Annotated in this window: 16 protein-coding genes and 2 tRNA genes; 13 read left to right on the forward strand and 5 right to left on the reverse strand. The window is 32.2% G+C overall.

All coding sequences use genetic code 11. The features are described from left to right. Nucleotides 1-930, reverse strand: coding sequence for a hydroxymethylbilane synthase (hemC, locus tag RH98_RS04220; protein WP_010250860.1), 930 nt, complete (start codon nucleotides 928-930; stop codon nucleotides 1-3). After that, nucleotides 923-2182 carry a glutamyl-tRNA reductase gene (gene hemA, locus RH98_RS04225; protein WP_010250862.1) on the reverse strand — a complete coding sequence of 420 codons (1260 nt, stop codon included), beginning with the start codon at nucleotides 2180-2182 and terminating at the stop codon, nucleotides 923-925. Before hemA ends, hemC begins: the two co-directional genes overlap by 8 nt. Nucleotides 2183-2411: 229 nt before the next feature. Between hemA and RH98_RS04230 the strand changes: the two genes are divergently transcribed. The 5 genes from RH98_RS04230 to RH98_RS04250 are packed head-to-tail and all read left to right on the forward strand — an operon-like array spanning nucleotide 2412 to nucleotide 7126. Then, entirely contained in the window at nucleotides 2412-3284 is an 873-nt protein-coding gene (locus RH98_RS04230; protein ID WP_010250864.1) for a helix-turn-helix transcriptional regulator, read from the forward strand. Between the two features lie 5 nt (nucleotides 3285-3289). Then, on the forward strand, nucleotides 3290-4306 hold the full coding sequence (gene hemH, locus RH98_RS04235; protein ID WP_010250866.1) for a ferrochelatase: 1017 nt from the start codon (nucleotides 3290-3292) through the stop codon (nucleotides 4304-4306). A gap of 3 nt (nucleotides 4307-4309) precedes the next feature. Continuing rightward, entirely contained in the window at nucleotides 4310-4849 is a 540-nt protein-coding gene (locus RH98_RS04240; RefSeq protein WP_010250868.1) for a CopD family protein, read from the forward strand. Between the two features lie 2 nt (nucleotides 4850-4851). After that, entirely contained in the window at nucleotides 4852-6324 is a 1473-nt protein-coding gene (locus RH98_RS04245) for a sensor histidine kinase (RefSeq protein ID WP_010250870.1), read from the forward strand. Between the two features lie 16 nt (nucleotides 6325-6340). Continuing rightward, entirely contained in the window at nucleotides 6341-7126 is a 786-nt protein-coding gene (locus RH98_RS04250; RefSeq protein ID WP_010250872.1) for an enoyl-CoA hydratase/isomerase family protein, read from the forward strand. Between the two features lie 116 nt (nucleotides 7127-7242). Here RH98_RS04250 and RH98_RS04255 read toward each other — a convergent pair. Beyond that, nucleotides 7243-7313 (reverse strand) — tRNA-Gln (locus tag RH98_RS04255). Nucleotides 7314-7503: 190 nt separating this feature from the next. After that, nucleotides 7504-7574: transfer RNA gene (locus tag RH98_RS04260), tRNA-Gln, on the reverse strand. 180 nt (nucleotides 7575-7754) lie between these two features. On the opposite strand from RH98_RS04260, the gene RH98_RS04265 reads away from it, so the two are divergent. The 5 genes from RH98_RS04265 to RH98_RS04285 all read left to right on the forward strand — a co-directional run bounded on the left by RH98_RS04265 (nucleotide 7755) and on the right by RH98_RS04285 (nucleotide 16561). Continuing rightward, nucleotides 7755-10982, forward strand: coding sequence for a glycosyltransferase family 117 protein (locus RH98_RS04265; RefSeq protein ID WP_010250873.1), 3228 nt, complete (start codon nucleotides 7755-7757; stop codon nucleotides 10980-10982). A 68-nt stretch (nucleotides 10983-11050) separates the two neighbouring features. Continuing rightward, a complete protein-coding gene (gene thiL / locus RH98_RS04270) occupies nucleotides 11051-12112 on the forward strand; it encodes a thiamine-phosphate kinase (protein ID WP_010250876.1) in 1062 nt (353 codons plus the stop codon). A gap of 965 nt (nucleotides 12113-13077) precedes the next feature. Further along, nucleotides 13078-13563: an acyl-CoA carboxylase biotin carboxyl carrier protein subunit gene (locus RH98_RS04275; RefSeq protein WP_010250878.1), complete on the forward strand. Its 486-nt coding sequence runs from the start codon at nucleotides 13078-13080 to the stop codon at nucleotides 13561-13563. Between the two features lie 2 nt (nucleotides 13564-13565). Then, nucleotides 13566-15005: an acetyl-CoA carboxylase biotin carboxylase subunit gene (locus RH98_RS04280; protein ID WP_010250879.1), complete on the forward strand. Its 1440-nt coding sequence runs from the start codon at nucleotides 13566-13568 to the stop codon at nucleotides 15003-15005. Between the two features lie 14 nt (nucleotides 15006-15019). After that, nucleotides 15020-16561, forward strand: coding sequence for an acyl-CoA carboxylase subunit beta (locus RH98_RS04285; protein WP_010250881.1), 1542 nt, complete (start codon nucleotides 15020-15022; stop codon nucleotides 16559-16561). Between the two features lie 245 nt (nucleotides 16562-16806). On the opposite strand, the gene RH98_RS04290 is transcribed toward RH98_RS04285, so the two are convergent. Then, nucleotides 16807-17001, reverse strand: a complete 195-nt coding sequence (locus RH98_RS04290; protein WP_010250883.1) for a hypothetical protein — start codon at nucleotides 16999-17001, stop codon at nucleotides 16807-16809. A gap of 209 nt (nucleotides 17002-17210) precedes the next feature. Between RH98_RS04290 and RH98_RS04295 the strand changes: the two genes are divergently transcribed. The 3 genes from RH98_RS04295 (at nucleotide 17211) to RH98_RS04305 (ending at nucleotide 18972) form a co-directional block, all read left to right on the forward strand. Beyond that, nucleotides 17211-17903: a DUF2625 domain-containing protein gene (locus RH98_RS04295; RefSeq protein ID WP_010250886.1), complete on the forward strand. Its 693-nt coding sequence runs from the start codon at nucleotides 17211-17213 to the stop codon at nucleotides 17901-17903. Between the two features lie 7 nt (nucleotides 17904-17910). Next, nucleotides 17911-18408 carry an SMI1/KNR4 family protein gene (locus RH98_RS04300; protein WP_010250888.1) on the forward strand — a complete coding sequence of 166 codons (498 nt, stop codon included), beginning with the start codon at nucleotides 17911-17913 and terminating at the stop codon, nucleotides 18406-18408. A 210-nt stretch (nucleotides 18409-18618) separates the two neighbouring features. Then, on the forward strand, nucleotides 18619-18972 hold the full coding sequence (locus tag RH98_RS04305) for a hypothetical protein (protein ID WP_010250890.1): 354 nt from the start codon (nucleotides 18619-18621) through the stop codon (nucleotides 18970-18972). Nucleotides 18973-19001 lie beyond the last annotated feature (29 nt).

The following is a 19001-nucleotide window of genomic DNA, read 5'->3' on the forward strand; positions in this document are numbered from 1 at the left end:
TTATTTATTTAACTGCTCACGCAATTTTTTCATTAATTCACTTCCGCCATTCTCAAGAATCTCTTTTGCAGCAAAAAAGCCTAACTTCTTCCATTCTTCGATAGGAACAACTTTGTTTACTTCATATTTTTCTTTTCCGTCTAATGAGAATAACACCCCTTTAAAATGGATAGTATCATCGTGCTCATTATACATAGCGTGTGCACCTATTGGAGCAGTACATCCTCCTTCTAAAGTGCGTAAGAATTGACGTTCGATATGAGTAGCCATTTCTGTTTCGTAATCGTTTAATTGAGAAACTGCATCTAATGAAAAGTTATCATCAGCATTTACTGCAATTACCATTGCCCCTTGTGCAGGTGCAGGAATCATCCAATCTAGGTTAATATATTCAGAAGGTTTCTTGTTAATCCTATCTAAACCAGCTGAAGCAAAAACTGCTCCTTGCCAATCGTTATCCGCTAACTTTTGCATACGCGTATTTACATTTCCTCTCAGGTCTACGATTGTATGTTTTGGGTAGCGATTAAGCCATTGAGCTTTTCTTCTTAAACTTCCAGTAGCTATTACTGCTTCTTTGTTTTCATCCAAAAAGTCTGTATTACCTTTATGTAATAAAATATCTATAGAATTAGCACGTTTCAAAACAGCTCCTTGCACAATTCCATCAGGTAACATAGTAGGTACATCTTTCATTGAATGTACTGCAATATCAATTTCTTTTTTGATCATCGCCACATCCAGTGTTTTAGTAAAAATACCTGTTATCCCCATTTCATATAAAGGCTTGTCTAAGACAAGATCACCTGTAGATTTAACAGGAACTAACTGTGTTTTATAACCTAATTTTTGTAGTTCTTGTTCTACCTTTTTTGCTTGCCATAAAGCTAGTTCACTATCACGTGTACCGATTCTGATTACTTTATTCATTATGATTGGATTCTAATTGAAATACTTTCTCTATCCACTCTATACTTTGATCTACAACAGTCTCTTCATGTCGTAAATGATTAGCAAAGTGAGTAGTGATTTTTTGAATAATACGCATGCTGATTAATTCAGCTTGCTCTCTGTCGAAGTTATCACATTTTTTACGATGGTAATCAAGTTCCCCATCTTTAATTTGTTCTAACTTTGATTTTAAAGCATGAATTGTTGGAGCAAATTTTCTCATTTTTGTCCAAGCTAAAAACTCAGACATGATTTCTTCGATAATTTCTTCTGCTTGAGGAATGAACTCTTTACGTCTTTCTAATGTCTTATCCGTCATTTGAGATAAATAATCCAAATGTATTAATTCTACACCTTCTAATGTAGTAACATCTTCATTTACATTTTTTGGAATAGACAAATCTAGAATAACTAACGGTTTACTCAAGCTAAGTAATTGCTTATCAACAGTAGGATTATGAGCACCTGTAGCAACAATTAAAACGTCTGCTTTGCGAATCTCTGTTTGTAAGTCAGCATAATCCTTTACAATAAGATTAAACTTACCTGCAACTTCTAATGCTTTTTCTTTTGTTCTATTAATAAGTGTGATATGGTCATTTTGGGTATGCTTCACAAGGTTTTCACAAGTATTTCTACCTATCTTACCTGTACCGAATAAAAGAATATTCTTATTAGAGATATCTTTTACGTTATCCATAATATATTGTACTGAAGCAAATGATACAGAAGTAGCACCAGAGCTTAACTCTGTTTCGTTTTTAATACGTTTACTAGCTTGGATTACAGCATTGACTAATCGCTCAAAATAATTAGTGGTTAATCCTTTTTCTTTAGAAAGATAGAAGCCATTTTTAATTTGACTGATAATCTCAAAGTCACCAAGAATTTGACTATCTAATCCAGTTCCTACTCGGAAAAGATGATTAATAGCCTCATTATTTTTATAAACATAAGCTACATTGCGAAAATCATCAACAGTACCATTACTATTGTCACATAATAATTGTATTAATTCAAATGGATGTTGTGCAAAACCATATATCTCAGTACGATTACAAGTAGATATAACGATTAAGCTAGCAATCCCATCGCGTTTTGCTTGATCTAATAGATTCTCTTTGGCCTCGTCTGTTAAGCTAAATTTACCACGCATCTCAGCATCCGCTTTCTTATAACTTAAACCTACTGCATAAAATGTAGAAGACTTAACCGTATCCATTTTTTCCATATTACACTATTATTTCAAAAAAGTATACAAATTTAACTCTAAAGAATCGACAAAAATAACGCTAGAGGGACTATTTATATCGCCAAAGGAAAAGTTAAAAAAAACATCATATTTAATTATAATACAGTACATTTGTAGCAATAGCAAGGGTTTAGAAAGACTCTATATAGAATCATTCTAAATAAAAAATACAACAATAAGTTTTTTTGGTTATCTAAAAAATATCGCTATGAGTCCAATCGAGGAAATAATAATTGACTCTCATTTTTCAGTTCTTCGAATAGAAAATAATTCTATAGAACCTATTCGCTTTGAAAGAGAAATGGGTACCGACATAATACAATTTTACTTTTGTTTAAAAGGAACTGGTAAATTTATATTTAACCAAGGTGCATATGCCCTTCCCTTAAATGAAGAGAAATCGTTATTACTATATAATCCACAAAAACAATTACCCGTACACCTAGAGGTAACACCAAATACATGGATTATCTGCATCTTAATTTCAATTAAGAAGTTTCACTCTCTTTTTTCATCAGAGGCTGAGTTTATCGGTTTCTTAGCAGGAGAGAATATTGATAAAAAGTATTACCAAGAAGAATCAATAACTCCTTCAATGGCTATTGTCCTTAATCAAATGTTCAATTTTTACATGAACCAATCGATTAAGAATTTATACTACACTGGTAAGACGTATGAACTACTTAGTCTTTTATTCAATCAAAATGATGAGCAGAATATTGAAAATTGCCCTTTCTTATCAGATGAAGAAGAAGTTGTAAAAATCAAGAAGGCTAAAGACATTATTATTAGCAGAATGACAGAACCACCAACATTGCAAGAATTAGCAGATATGGTGGGAATTAATATTAAAAAATTAAAACTAGGCTTTAAACAAATTTATGGTGATTCCGTTTTCAGTTTCTTATTTGACTATAAAATGGAATACGCACGCAAATTACTTGATAACGGAAGCTATAACGTAAATGAAGTAGGACTAAAAATAGGATATAGTTCTGCCAGCCACTTTATCTCAGCTTTCAAAAAGAAATTTGGAACAACACCAAAAAAATATTTAATGTCTATCAACTCAAATAGTTAAAAACAATGCAAGGTATTTTATTAGTAAACTTAGGGTCTCCTAAATCACCTACAGCAAAAGACGTAAAACCTTATCTAGGTGAATTCTTAATGGACAGTAGAGTAATCGATATGCCTTATATCTTAAGAGCTTTACTTGTAAAAGGAATAATTTTAAATACTAGACCTAAAAAATCAGCAGAGGCTTACGAAAAAGTATGGTGGCCAGAAGGTTCGCCATTAATCGTAATCTCTCAAAGGCAACATAAAAAAGTACAAGAAAAATTAGATATCCCAGTAGCCCTAGCAATGCGCTATGGAGAACCATCTATAAAAACAGGATTAGCAGAATTACATGCAAAAGGAGTAGACGATGTCTTAATGATACCTCTATATCCACAATTTGCAATGGCTACTACTGAAACTATCGATGTACTAGCTGAACAGGTAAGACAAAAAAACTTTCCATCAATGAAAGTTACTAGTTTCCCAGCTTTCTACAATAGAAAAGAATACGTCGATGCTTTAGCTCATTCCATCAAAACACACTTGGAAGGATTTGATTACGACCAACTTGTATTCTCATATCACGGAGTTCCTGAACGTCATATCAGAAAATCAGATGTAACAAAAAGTCATTGTACGATTGACGGTTCATGTTGTTCAACTCCCTCTAAAGCTCACGATTTCTGCTACAGACATCAATGTTTTGAAACAACACGCCAGGTAGTAGAAAAACTAAATATCCCTAAGGATAAATATACTATCTCCTTTCAATCAAGACTTGGAATGGACAAATGGCTTCAGCCACCTACAGATGCTACAGTAAATTCATTAGCAGAAAAAGGAATGAAAAAAATAGCAGTTGCAACCCCTGCTTTCGTAGCTGACTGTCTCGAAACATTAGAGGAAATAGGGATGCAAGCTCATGATGAATTCCTACAAAGAGGTGGACAAGAATTCAGAACAATTCCATGCTTAAATGAAGATGAAATGTGGATAGACGCATTAGTTACTTGGATTAAAGAATGGCAAAATAAATAACATATGTTATACCTATATCTAAAAGCATTACATATTATTTTTATAGTCTGCTGGTTTGCAGGGCTATTTTATATTGTTAGGCTATTTGTTTACTATGCAGAAGCAGCAAATAAAAGTAAATTAGAAAAAGATATATTGACAAAACAATACACTATAATGACAAACAGGCTATGGAATATTATTACATGGCCTGCTGCCATTTTAGCAACAGGATTTGGAGTTGGTATGCTTATCTATAATCCAGCCTTACTAAGTATTCCTTGGATGCATGTCAAATTACTTTTTGTTGTATTACTGATTGCTTATCATTTAAAATGTCAGCAATATGTCAATCAAATCAATGCTAATACAATGACTAAAAGTTCCTCTTATTTCAGATTATGGAATGAAGGAGCTACACTTATTTTATTTTCTGTCGTATTTTTAGTAATTTTAAAGAGTGCTTTAAATTGGATTTATGGTGTAGTCGGCTTAGTTGGCTTGTCTATATTACTAATGATAGGTATCAAATACTATAAAAAAGTAAGAGAACGCAACAGATAATAATGAAAGATGAATTTTTATTGAAGAATTTCTCCTTGCGAAATAGAATATTCTTCTCACTAATATTCTTGAGCATCATTTCCTCTGTATTGATATCTGCTGTGTCAGTATATCAATTCAGGGAAGAAGCTCGCATCTATCATCAATATAGGCTGGAACGAAAAGAAACAGCAATTAATGAAAATATAAATTATATATTAAAAACTACTACCTATCCCCTCTCTACTGCCAATATCCCTTTAATCTTTAAAGATAAAATACACGAATTAGCAGCAATACATGATACTGAGATTAATATTCACGACTTAAAAGGTCATCTCCTTATTTCATCAAAAGGAACTTTTTCAATAGATAGTCTTCCCACTAGTATTTCCCCAATAATATTAAAAACAATACAGTCCTCTCAAAACAAACGTTTTGTAGATATACAACAAATAGGCAATAAAAAAGTAAGAGTATCTTATATGTATTTAAGAGGTGCTCGCTTTAAGCCTTTAGGTATTATAAAGATTCCTTATGAAGAAAATACAGAATTCTACGAGAGTGAAATTCAAAACTTCATGATTAAATTTGGGCAAGTGTATATCATAATGCTAATTATGTCTATTGCTATTTCTTACTTTCTTTCTAACTATATCATTCAAAATCTAAGAGATATTAGTATAAAAATAACAAGTACTCAATTTGGACAAAAAAATGAGAAAATAGAAAACACATCTACGAGTAAGGAAATTACTGCGCTAATAGAAGCTTATAATAGCATGGTCGATAAACTTCATGAAAGTTATGAAAAACTAGCACAGACAGAAAGAGAGAGAGCCTGGAGAGAGATGGCAAAACAGGTTGCACATGAAATTAAAAACCCTTTAACTCCAATGCGACTAACTGTTCAGAGTTTTGAAAGACGTTTTGACCCTAGTGATCCCAATATAAGAGAAAAACTAAAAGAATTTTCATTAGTACTTATTCAACAAATAGACACAATGACGGCAGTAGCTACAGCTTTCTCAAGCTTTGCTTCAATGCCTGCACAAAAAGACGAAACAATAGATGTGGTTCAGACTGTAAGACTGGCTGTAGATATCTTTAATGAGCCTTTTATTCAATTTAATTGTCCTCATAAAGAAATCACATCTAAGATAGATCGTACCCAACTAATAAGGATAATTACTAACTTAGTCAAAAATGCCATACAAGCTATTCCAGAAACACAAGAATCTCCACAAGTAGATGTTACTATCCTGAAAAAAGGAGATAAAGTAATCATAGAGGTTTCTGATAATGGCTCTGGAATAACTGATGCCGATAAAGAAAAAATATTTGAGCCAAAATTCACAACTAAAACTAGTGGTATGGGACTTGGTTTAGGTATTATAAAAAATATAGTAGAAAATTATAATGGTACAATTACGTTTATAACAGAACAAAACGTAGGAACAACGTTTATTGTAACATTACCAATAATAAACACATAAAAAACATCAATATATTATGGAATTTGAAAATATTTTAATTGAAAAAGAAGAAAAGCTTGCCGTCATTACGATTAATAGACCAACAAAGCTTAATGCATTAAACAAACCAACTATTAAAGAACTTCACAAAGCATTAGTTGAACTAGAAGAAGATCACGACATCCGTGTAGTAATCATCACTGGTAGTGGGGAAAAAGCCTTTGTAGCTGGAGCTGATATAAAAGAATTTTCAGATTTTAACCTAAAAGAAGGAGCTACATTAGCAGCTAAAGGTCAAGAATTACTATTTGACTACATACAAAATTATAACAAACCTGTTATTGCTGCAGTAAATGGATTTGCTCTTGGTGGAGGATTGGAACTAGCAATGGCTTCACATTTTAGAACAGCCTCTACTAATGCAAAAATGGGTTTACCAGAAGTTACTCTAGGATTAATACCCGGGTATGGAGGTACACAACGTCTTACTCAGCTTGTAGGAAAAGGTAGAGCGATGGAAATGATTATGAGTGCTGAAATGATTACGGCTGAAACTGCATTAGCTTACGGTTTAGTTAATCATGTAGTTGAACAAGCAGAATTACTACCTTTTACAAAAAAACTAGCGTCTAAGATAGCAAACAACTCTGCAAGTGCAATTATGAGAGCAATTAAAGCCATTAATGCAAACTTCAAAGAAAACGTTAATGGTTACCACGAAGAAATTAAATTCTTTGGAGAATGCTTCGAAACAGAAGATTTCAAAGAAGGTACTACAGCCTTCTTAGAAAAGAGAAAACCTAATTTTAAAGATCACAATTAAGAAAGGTCATAAACATAAAAAGGTCGAAAGCTTACAAGCTTCGACCTTTTTATTTATTAAATAAAAATGGATATTTTTTGTAATAAAAAAACCCCTTCGTTAAAAGAGGTTTCTTGTTGGCCTACTAGGACTCGAACCTAGAACGACTGAACCAAAATCAGCTGTGTTACCATTACACCATAGGCCATTACCTAAGCAATCACTAAGCAAGAATACTTCTGTATTGCGGTTGCAAAGCTAGTATATTTTACGAATAAACCAAAAATAAAAATGCAATTTTGCATCACTATTTCTTAATTAATTCATTATCAATCTTCAATATTTCAACTTTAACAGAGTCCTCATAAAAAAAGCTCCCTTTTTTAAAGAAAGCTTTGTTGGCCTACTAGGACTCGAACCTAGAACGACTGAACCAAAATCAGCTGTGTTACCATTACACCATAGGCCAATACCTTAACAATATTAAACGTAATTGTTTCTGTATTGCGGATGCAAAAGTAATACTATTTTTATATTCTCCAAATTTTAGCGGTCAAAAAAATTAAATATTTCTAATTTTCTATTCCAACTCAAAAAAAAACCTTTTCTTTGTATTTGTAAAATCTAAAAAAATCAAGCAATTACACTTATGTTAACATTCAATTACAAAAAGTGGAACATTATAGGAGGTTGGATATGCTTCCTTATCGCTTTAATCACTTATACTTTAACTGTCGAACCAACTGTTAGTTTTTGGGATCCAGGAGAATATATTGCGACCTCTGCTAAATTACAAGTAGGGCACCCACCTGGGGCACCTTTTTATCAGATGTTAGGTGCATTCTTTTCAATGTTTGCTTCCTCACCTGAAAAAATAGCTTTAATGGTAAATATGGTAGCTGTTCTCTCAAGTGCATTTACTATTTTATTTATGTACTGGAGTATTACTAATTTATTAAAAAAGATAGTTACCAAAGCATCACAATTTGACAACGCAAATGCATTTGTAGTATTAGGAAGTGCTGCTGTAGGTTCACTAGCTTTTACTTTTTCAGACAGCTTCTGGTTTAATGCAGTTGAGGCCGAAGTATATGCTTCAGCTATGTTTCTTATTTCCCTTTTGCTTTATTTAGGTTTACGATGGGTAGACGATTTAGATCAACCTAGAGGAGACAAATGGTTATTATTAATTGCATTAGTTGCAGGATGTTCTTTTGGCGTACACTTAATGGCATTACTAACTATACCTTCAATAGTATTGTTATACTTCTTTAAAAAATATGAAAAAGTAACCATTAAGAACTTTATAATTGCCAATATAGCAGCTGTAGCTGTTCTATTTTTCTTATTTGCCTTCTTATTTCCTAAGCTTCTAGCTTTATTCGGTAAATCAGAGATTTTTATGGTTAACACTATAGGTTTACCATTTAACAGTGGAACTATATTTGCATTTTTACTAATTGTAGCTTTTTTCGTTATAACTTTAAAGGTTACTAAGAAAAAAAATTACAAAACTGCAAATACAGTAATATTAGCATTACTATTTGTATGTGTAGGATTAACTTCTTGGGTGATGTTGCCAATACGTGCTAATGCTAATGTAACAATAAATGAGAACACTCCCTCTGATGCTGCAGAATTATTAGCTTACTATCAACGTGAACAATATGGTGAGGAAAGTATTTATTACGATTCTTACTTTACAAAAAAATATGTTGGTTTAGACGAGAACAATCCTTGGAAAGACGAAAAACCCAATTATGAAAGAGATTACAAAACAGGTAAATATGTAATCGTTAATGAATGGGAAAATGCTGGTCAGAATTATAGTCAAGTACACAAAGGATTCTTACCTAGACTTTGGAGTACGGATAAAAGTCATCGTATAAATTATATGCGATATACTAAGCCTCTAGATTTTGATGTTAAATATGAATATAAATTAAAAGCAAAAGAATATCCTCAATTAGCTCAAATCGTTGAACTAACAAAAGGGGTAAAAGAAGGTTTTGCAAAAGGAGAAATTGGACTTGAAGGACTAGATAAATTCTTTGATCAATATGGACAATACTTAGATATTGAAGTTCCTTCATTCTCTAGTAATATGTCATTTATGTTTGACTACCAATTTGGATATATGTTTTGGCGTTATTTGATGTGGAACTTCGTTGGTCGCCAAGATGACATTCAAGGTCAAGGTGATTTATCACATGGTAACTGGATAAGTGGAATTACATTTTTAGATGAAATACGCTTAGGATCACAACAAAATCTCCCAGATGATGCATTAAACAACAAAGGTAGAAATATGTACTTTTTCTTACCTTTTATACTGGGAGTAATTGGTATTGTATTTCATTATAGAAAAGACCCAAAAATGTTTTGGGTACTCTTGGTTCTATTTTTATTTACAAGTTTTGCATTAAAAATATTCTTGAATGAGCGTCCTTTTGAACCACGTGAACGTGATTACGCAGTAGTTCCAGCATTTTATGTTTTTGCAATGTGGATTGGATTTGGTGTATTTGCAATATATGATGGATTGCGCAGATTTGCTTCTCCAAAAATTGTAGGTCCAGCTGTAGTAGGTATTTCATTACTTGCTGCGCCAATATTAATGGCACAACAGAACTGGGATGATCACAATCGCTCTAATAGATACACTGCATTAGCTAATGCTAAAGCATATCTAGATTCATGTGATGAAAATGCTATTTTATTTACCATCGGAGATAATGACACTTTCCCATTATGGTATCTACAAGAAATAGAAGGTTATAGAACAGATGTTAGAGTCGTTTGTACTAGTCTATTGCCTTTAGATTGGTATATCGATCAGATGAAAGCGAAAGCTTATAAATCTGAACCTCTACCTATTAGTTTTACACATGATCAGTATGTTGGAAATAAACGTGATGCTGTATTCATCAATACAATGATTGAAGAGCGAATAGATATTAAATTATTTATGGACTTTATTCGCTCTGAAGACCCACGTTTAAAAACTAAGACAGAAGCAGGAACAACATTGTATATAGCACCAACTAATAAAATAAGTATTCCTGTTAATAAAGAGAATATAGCAAAATACAATATTGTTTCTCCTTATTTAAGAGACCAAGTATTAGATACTCTAAATGTAGACATTACTGACCAAGCGATTTATAAACATCGTTTAATAATGTTAGATATCATTGCTAATAATAATTGGGAAAGACCTATCTACTTCTCTGGAGGTAGCTTTAACAATGATGACTTCATTTGGATGAAAGATTATCTACAATTAAATGGATTAATCTACAAATTAGTACCTTTAAAACAATCATCACAATCTGGGCACCCAATAGATCTTGGAAGTATAGATAGTGACAGAATGTATAATACTGTTAAGTCTTGGTATTGGGGTAATATGGGAAGCGATAATATTTATCACGATCCTCAAACAAGAAGAAACGCTCTAAGCTATAGAATAAATCTAGCTCGCTTAATGGAGCAGCTTTTGGTGGAAGAAAAATATGAAAAGGCTAAAGATGTGATCAATATAGCGATGGAGAATATGCCTTTAGAATATTATGGATATTACCAGCTATTACAACCATTCGTAGAAGGATATTATGTAGTTGGTGATAAAGAAAAAGCACGCGATTTGGCAAAACAAGTAGGTAATAAACATAAGCAACAACTTATGTATTACGCTGGATTAAATCTTGAAGACCAAGTTTATTATATGAATGACATCGTAGAGCAAATAGAAATCTGGAGACAGTTAATAGAGATTACTCAAGAAAATGACCCAACTCTTTATGCTTCTTTAAAAGATGATTTTAATACTGTAAACGGTTACTTTCCGAAGTTTAATAGACCTAAGTTAGATTAAGTTAGAAAAGGTGATAGCCAAAACTATCACCTTTTCTTTTTACCTTTGTAACATAAAAAGAAATAATAATGATCGAAAATAAAAACCAATCTAGAACAAGCTTAGAGCAGCTTGGGGAATTTGGACTTATTGACCATTTGACTAAAGACTTTACAATTGAACAACCAACAACAATTAAAGGTATTGGTGATGACGGAGCAGTACTTTCACCTGATGATGAAAAAATTATTGTTTCTACTGACTTACTAATTGAAGGTGTTCATTTTGATTTATCATACACTCCACTAAAACACCTTGGCTATAAATCTATAGTTGTAAACTTATCGGATATTGCTGCCATGAATGCAGTCCCTACACAAGTGACTGTATCAATTGCTGTTTCTAATCGCTTTCCACTAGAAGCATTGGATGAATTATATGCTGGAATTGCACTTGCTTGTAAACATTACAAAGTTGACTTAATCGGTGGTGATACAACTTCATCTCAAAAAGGTTTAATCATTAGTGTAACAGCTATTGGGAAAGCAAAAGAAGAAGATATTATTTATAGAAGTGGTGCTAATGATAATGACTTGATAGTAGTTTCTGGAGATATAGGATCTGCTTACATGGGCTTACAAATATTAGAAAGAGAAAAACAAGTATTTCTTGTGAACCCTAATAATCAACCAGACCTTACACAATATGACTACATTATAGAAAGACAACTAAAACCAGAAGCAAGAACTGATATTAAACAATTGCTAAAGGATTTAGATATAAAACCAACCTCTATGATAGATATTTCAGATGGTTTATCTTCTGAAGTAATGCATTTATGTAAACAATCTAAAGTGGGGTGCAATATTTATGAAGACAAACTTCCTTTAGATCCTCAATTTATCAACACATGTGAAGAATTCAATATTGATTCTACAACCATGGCTATTAATGGAGGAGAAGATTATGAATTATTGTTTACTATTAAAATGGATGACTTTGAAAAAATAAAAGGAAATCCAAACTTAACTATAATTGGTCATACTACTCAAGAAAGTGAAGGAACGCATCTAATTACAAGAGCAAATACCAAAATACCATTAAAAGCAAGAGGCTGGAATCCACTAGAAGGAGATACTGAAAACGAGTAATTCCAGAATAACCACTTCATTAAAAAATATATATAATTATCCAGAGGGATTTCTCTCTGGATTTTTTATTTTCAAATATTCCGATTTTAAAAAAGCTTCTCTATTATTAGAATATAGACGAAACCTTACCTCCTACTTATTTACTAACAATCCTATCATTGTACTGAACTTATCTTGACTTTTTAGTTATCTGAAATTCCTTTAGTTCTATAAAGATAAAATCCATAAAATTTCATACCGTCCAACTCGATCATGTGCCATCTGATCTATCGCTTACCGAACAAAAAAACACCTCACTTTTTTTTAACCCAAAAAAACATATCTGCCTAAATTACAATACATTACCTAAAAAGTAATATATTGGGTAAAATTTTCAATGCTTGCTAAAGCCAGTGTTCATAAGCATTAGAGCTAATTCCTTTAACACTTCTTCAACACTTCCCCATGATTGCTCCATATAGAAGACTATTTGTTGAAGGAATCTTGAAGAAGCGTTGAAGCATTGTTGAAAAAATCATACCCTCTATAGTCATAAAGGCATATGTGGAATATTTAATTCCACGAATCATTTTAGTACTTCAATAATTAATTTTTAAAAAGAAAACAGCTGTAATAAATTGGAGAACCGATAGAAAGATGAAGTTATCATGCCTTTTTAATTTATAGCATATAGCCTTAATTACCTCATGAAGTAGACTTATGATTTAAATCCCTTTTTGGAGGAGGATAGTGTGAAACTATAACTAATTCTATACTATCTGCGAGGAGTATATGGTATCCAGGATTATAAGTTTTGTCTGGTTAGCGGCATAAATTTCTATTACCCTTCTTTATTTTGCAAAAGTCAAGACGCCTTCACTATAAAATTATTTATAAAAACGTAAAAAAGTTATCAAAAAAACCATATCCTTTTTATATCTCACACATTTATTTATATTTACTAATACCAAAAACTATTAAATAAAATGAATAAAAAGTATCTACTAAAAGTAAATGGAGATGCTGTTTTTCAGAGTGATGATTTATTACGTACTGACATTAATACAGCTAACGTAGGCTCCTCCTCATACCATGTGCTTAAAAATTGCAAATCGTATGAGGCGGAAATCCTATCTCAACAATTCAATCAAAAAAATTACTTGATTTCTGTAAATGGCAACTTATACTCCGTTGCAATTCAAACAGAGCTTGATAAACTAATCAATCAATTAGGCTTCTCAGTAAATTCTTCTAAACAAGTAAACTCTATAAAAGCTCCTATGCCCGGGCTAATATTAGACATAAATGTGGTAGAAGGACAAGAGGTTTTAGAAAATGACAACCTCCTAATTTTAGAAGCAATGAAGATGGAAAACAACCTTGTATCGCCTAGAGCAGGGAAGATTAAATCTATCAATATTTCTAAAGGAGATGCCGTCGATAAAGGATTAGTTTTAATTGAATTCGAGTAATTATGAAAAAAATATTAGTTGCCAATCGTGGCGAAATTGCTGTACGCATTATGTCTACAGCAAAAAAGATGGGACTTAAAACTGTCGCTATCTACTCAACTATTGATCGCAATTCCCCACACGTAAAAATGGCTGATGAAGCAGTTTGTATAGGTGAAGGCCCATCCAATCAATCTTATTTATTAGCAGATAAGATTATTGAAATTGCCAAAAAACTTCAAGTTGATGCAATACATCCGGGATATGGTTTCTTAAGTGAAAATGTTGACTTCGCGATAGCTTGCGAAGCAAACTCAATTACTTTTATTGGTCCTAATTCACATGCTATTGAAATTATGGGATCAAAGCTTGCTGCCAAAGAAACCGTGAAAGCTTATAATATTCCAATGGTTCCAGGATTAGACGAAGCAATTACTGATATTGCAAAAGCCAAAAAAGTAGCTAATACAATAGGCTTTCCTGTTTTGATCAAAGCATCTGCTGGAGGAGGGGGAAAAGGAATGCGTATAGTAGAAGATGAAAGTGAATTCGAATCACAAATGAATAGAGCTATTTCAGAAGCGACTAATGCTTTTGGTGATGGTTCTGTCTTTATAGAAAAATATATTGCTTCTCCTCGTCACATTGAAATACAGATACTAGCAGATCAATTTGGTAATATAGTCCATCTATTTGAAAGAGAATGTAGCATACAAAGACGCCATCAAAAAGTAATAGAAGAAGCCCCTTCCTCTGTTTTAAGTGATACTATTAGAAAACAAATGGGAGAAGCTGCAATAAAAGTAGCTGCTTCCTGTAATTATGTTGGCGCTGGTACTGTTGAATTTCTTTTAGATGAAAACCTCAACTATTACTTTCTTGAAATGAACACAAGACTACAAGTAGAACATCCTGTTACAGAATCCATTACAGGATTAGACTTAGTAGAAATGCAAATATGTATTGCACGTGGTGAAAAGCTTCCCTTTCAACAAAGTGATTTAAAAATTAAAGGGCACGCCATTGAATTGCGTATATATGCGGAAGATCCGCTAAATGATTTTCTTCCTAGTATAGGATTTCTAGAAGAATATAAGCTTCCTAATGGAAAAGGCATTAGAGTTGACAATGGAATAGATGAAGGAATGGACGTCCCTATTTACTATGACCCTATGTTAGCTAAATTAATAACTTATGCCAATACTCGTGAAGAAGCAATACAATTAATGATTAATGCAATTCATAACTACAAAGTAAAAGGAATAAGCACAACCCTCTCCTTTGGTAAGTTTGTAATGGAACATAATGCCTTTAAAGAAGGACGATATGATACCAACTTTGTGAAAAAGTATTACAATAGTGAACTCTTGAAAAAACAACATCAAGAAGAAGCAGAAATAGCTGCTTATATCGCACTTCAGAAATATCTTGAAGATCAAAAACAACTAAAATTACCAAACTAACCACACAAAAAATTATGAATGCAAATAATAAAAAATTACAAGAACTGCAAGCTGAAGCGCGATTAGGTGGTGGAAAGCACAGAATAGATACACAACATAAAAAAGGTAAGTTAACTGCTCGTGAACGTATAGAATATCTTATGGATGGAGGCTCCTTTGAAGAAATAGGAATGTTCGTTACACATCGTACAACAGATTTTAATATGCAAAATGAAGTGTTTTATGGAGATGGTGTAATAACAGGCTATGGAACTATAAATGGGCGTTTAGTCTATATTTTTGCACAAGACTTTACAGTGTTTGGAGGAGCATTATCAGAAACACATGCTGAAAAAATCTGCAAAATAATGGATATGGCATTAAAAAATGGGGCACCTATGATTGGATTAAATGATTCTGGAGGCGCCCGCATTCAAGAGGGAGTCCGTTCATTAGCTGGCTATGCTGATATCTTTCATAGAAATGTAATGTCATCAGGTGTTATTCCACAAATATCTGCCATTATGGGACCTTGCGCAGGAGGAGCGGTTTATTCACCAGCTATGACCGATTTTACAATGATGGTAGAGGGATCAAGTTATATGTTTGTAACTGGGCCTAGCGTTGTAAAAACAGTAACTAACGAAGAAGTAACCTCAGAAGAATTAGGAGGAGCTATTACCCATTCTACAAAATCAGGAGTAGCCCATACCACCTCATCAAATGATGTGGCGTGTTTAGAGGATATAAAGACTCTGCTGTCTTACCTACCTCAAAACAATAAGTCGAAAACACCAAGTACAACTTATACTATTACTGATGAACTAAGATATACTTTAGATAATATTATTCCTGAAAGTTCGAATAAACCGTATGATATGAAAGAAGTAATTCTAAATATAATAGATGAAGACTCTTTCTTTGAAATACATAAAAATTTCGCAGAAAATATTGTAGTTGGCTTTGGAAGACTCGGAGGAAAAAGTATTGGCATAGTTGCAAATAACCCGATGTTTTTAGCTGGTTGTTTAGATGTTAATAGTTCTATTAAAGCAGCGAGATTTACGCGTTTCTGTGATGCTTTTAATATTCCATTATTAGTCCTTGTAGATGTCCCTGGCTTTTTACCAGGAACGGATCAAGAATGGAATGGTATTATTGTGCATGGTGCAAAATTACTATATGCTTTAAGTGAAGCTACTGTCCCTAAAGTGACTGTAATTACAAGAAAAGCTTATGGTGGTGCATATGACGTGATGAATTCAAAACACATAGGAGCCGATATGAACTTTGCATGGCCAAATGCTGAAATAGCCGTGATGGGAGCAAAAGGAGCTAGTGAAATTATATTTAAAAAGGAAATTAGCGAGGCAGATAATCCTAAAGAAAAACTTGCAGAAAAAGAAGCAGAATATGCAAGTAAGTTTGCAACTCCTTATCAAGCTGCTCAAAGAGGTTTTATTGATGAAATCATTTTACCAAATGAGACGAGACGAAAATTATTAAAATCTTTTGCTATGTTAGAAAATAAAAAAACAAAAGCACCCAAACGTAAGCATGGAAATATTCCTTTATAATGTGCATGTAAATAAGAAATACGACACAAATATTCGCTTTGTGTCGTATTTCTTATTTAAAAAATTCAACTAAAGAGAATACTAAACTTATATTTTTACCAAAACAAACAACACTACAATAAAACATTAGTTAAATTATTTGATTTTATTTAATTATAAATTATAACTTTGCAAAGCAATTGAACAAAACACTATAAAAAAACAAACATAGCCACTCAAAATATTTTTGCTATGAATAATTCATTTTATCGTGAAACAAAAAACAGACCTTTTCTAAGTATAGGGAGTTTTATAATTTCTTCTTGTTGTTTATTATTATTCTTATATCCGTCAGTAACACAATATGCAACGGCTATTATTGGAATAACATTTTTGATTGCTTTAACCTTAAGCATCGTATCTCTTACATTGTCATCAAGAAAGATAGCTATTGCTAGCATTGCAATTTTAAGTGTTTTAGTTATTTTATCATTAAAATCTATTCTATCTATATACTTTATAGAACCGACTAATATAATAGCCGATATTTATTAACTATAAGGCTAGCCTTATTACTACAAATATTTGTAATCTATATTTTTCCTGTATGTTTTACCTCGCTATATAATAATTATTATCTTTATCTTTTAACAACACACAAAAGATATTTATGCGACCAATTAGCGAATTAATTAACAGCGAAGAATCCAGTTGGGAACTTGTTCAACAGTGGATAAATGAAGCTACGAGACCAATAGAAGTATTACCTGTAATTTCAAAAGAACAGGCAGAATTAGCTTTATATAACACTCAGGTTACCACTCATTCTCCAATGGGAGCAATTATTTATGAAACAGGAGGTATACTTGTCAACAATGGCTGGATACGTATTCTTGGCAGTGGATCTACAAAGTTAAAACGCTCACTACCTGAATGGAATAAAAACAAATCAACTCATGAACTTGTTGATCAAGCAGGCTTTCTTTTAGTTGCTGATGATGTACTAGGTGGGTATTTCTGTATTAATGGTGGAATACTAGGTAAGGATGTCGGAAATATCTACTATTTTGCACCAGATACATTAGACTTTGAACCCTTAGACGTCAATTATTCGCAATTAATCAATTTTTTCTTTTCTGGAAATATTGAGCAGTTTTATGAAGGCTTTCATTGGAAAAACGAAGAACAAGATTTAAGAGAGATAAGTGCAGATGAAGTTTTTAATTTTGCCCCTCCTCTATGGACAGCTGAAGGAAAAAACTTAGATGAAAGTACCATACGCTTAATCCCTGCAGATGAACAGTTTTTACTAAATCTAGAATTAAGACAAGGGCTAAATAACATAGAAAATAATTATATCTAAAAAACTTATGCCATTAGATTGTTTTACAATAATACCAAATTATCAAACCAATAGTACTTCACTAATACTTGCAGAAAAAGAAGATATTTTAAATTGTGAGAATATACTTCATTGTAATTTTGAAGAAGACTACAAAGAATATGTCACTACTTATGGCAGTGGGATATTAGGAGGTACATATATTCGAATTTATCTACCACATATTATTCAATCTAATCAGCAGCAATGGTTAGACCGTATTAATGAATACTACTTTTGGGAAGAAGGTAAAGATATACTTACAAAAGAAGAAGTTTTAAATTCAATATGCATAGGTGATACATTTGATGGTGATGAGTTGATTTATTATAAAAACAAATATTATATCCTTCCTCGATATGAAGAAATGATATACTCCATTGGCAATAATTTAAACGAAGCGATTAAATGGTTATGCTCTTCAAATATTCTAACCGAGGCTTTTACTGAGCGAAATTTCGAACCTTTTAATAGTAAGAATTCCTAAAACGACATTGCTTATATAAATAGCCTATTACTTTTTATATAAGCAATGATTAATAAATTCTGTCCTTTAGAAAATATTAGAATAATATTAAAAAATAATAATTAGCCTTATAACTAACATCAATTTATTAACTTGCAGCGTTCAAAGAACATAATAACTATTATATAAGTTTAACCCATCAAAGTGAGAAGAAAAATAGCCATATTATTTATGCTGATTTTTTTAGTTTCAACTACTGAGTTCGGTCAGTTGTTGAAATTTCCATTATTGGTGGAGCACTATGTTGAACACAAATCACATAATCCTGAGTTGAGTATCTGGGGATTTTTACAAATACATTATAGCGAAAGTCACAAAGAAGAAGGAGATCCAATTGATGAAAAGCTACCTTTTGTATCTCATGCACACATTATTACTTTTGTTGGTATTGTAACCCCTGCTCCCACAATCAAAATAAACCGTATAAAGATAAATACAACCCATACAAAGATTCATGCTTTCAATGAAGATGAAGTAGAGAGTACTTATCTATCTTCCATTTGGCAACCGCCTAAAACTTGTTAATACATATCATTTTTTTTACAAACAACTAT

It is taken from the genome of Myroides injenensis M09-0166, from assembly GCF_000246945.1.
Taxonomy (GTDB): Bacteria; Bacteroidota; Bacteroidia; order Flavobacteriales; family Flavobacteriaceae; genus Flavobacterium; species Flavobacterium injenense.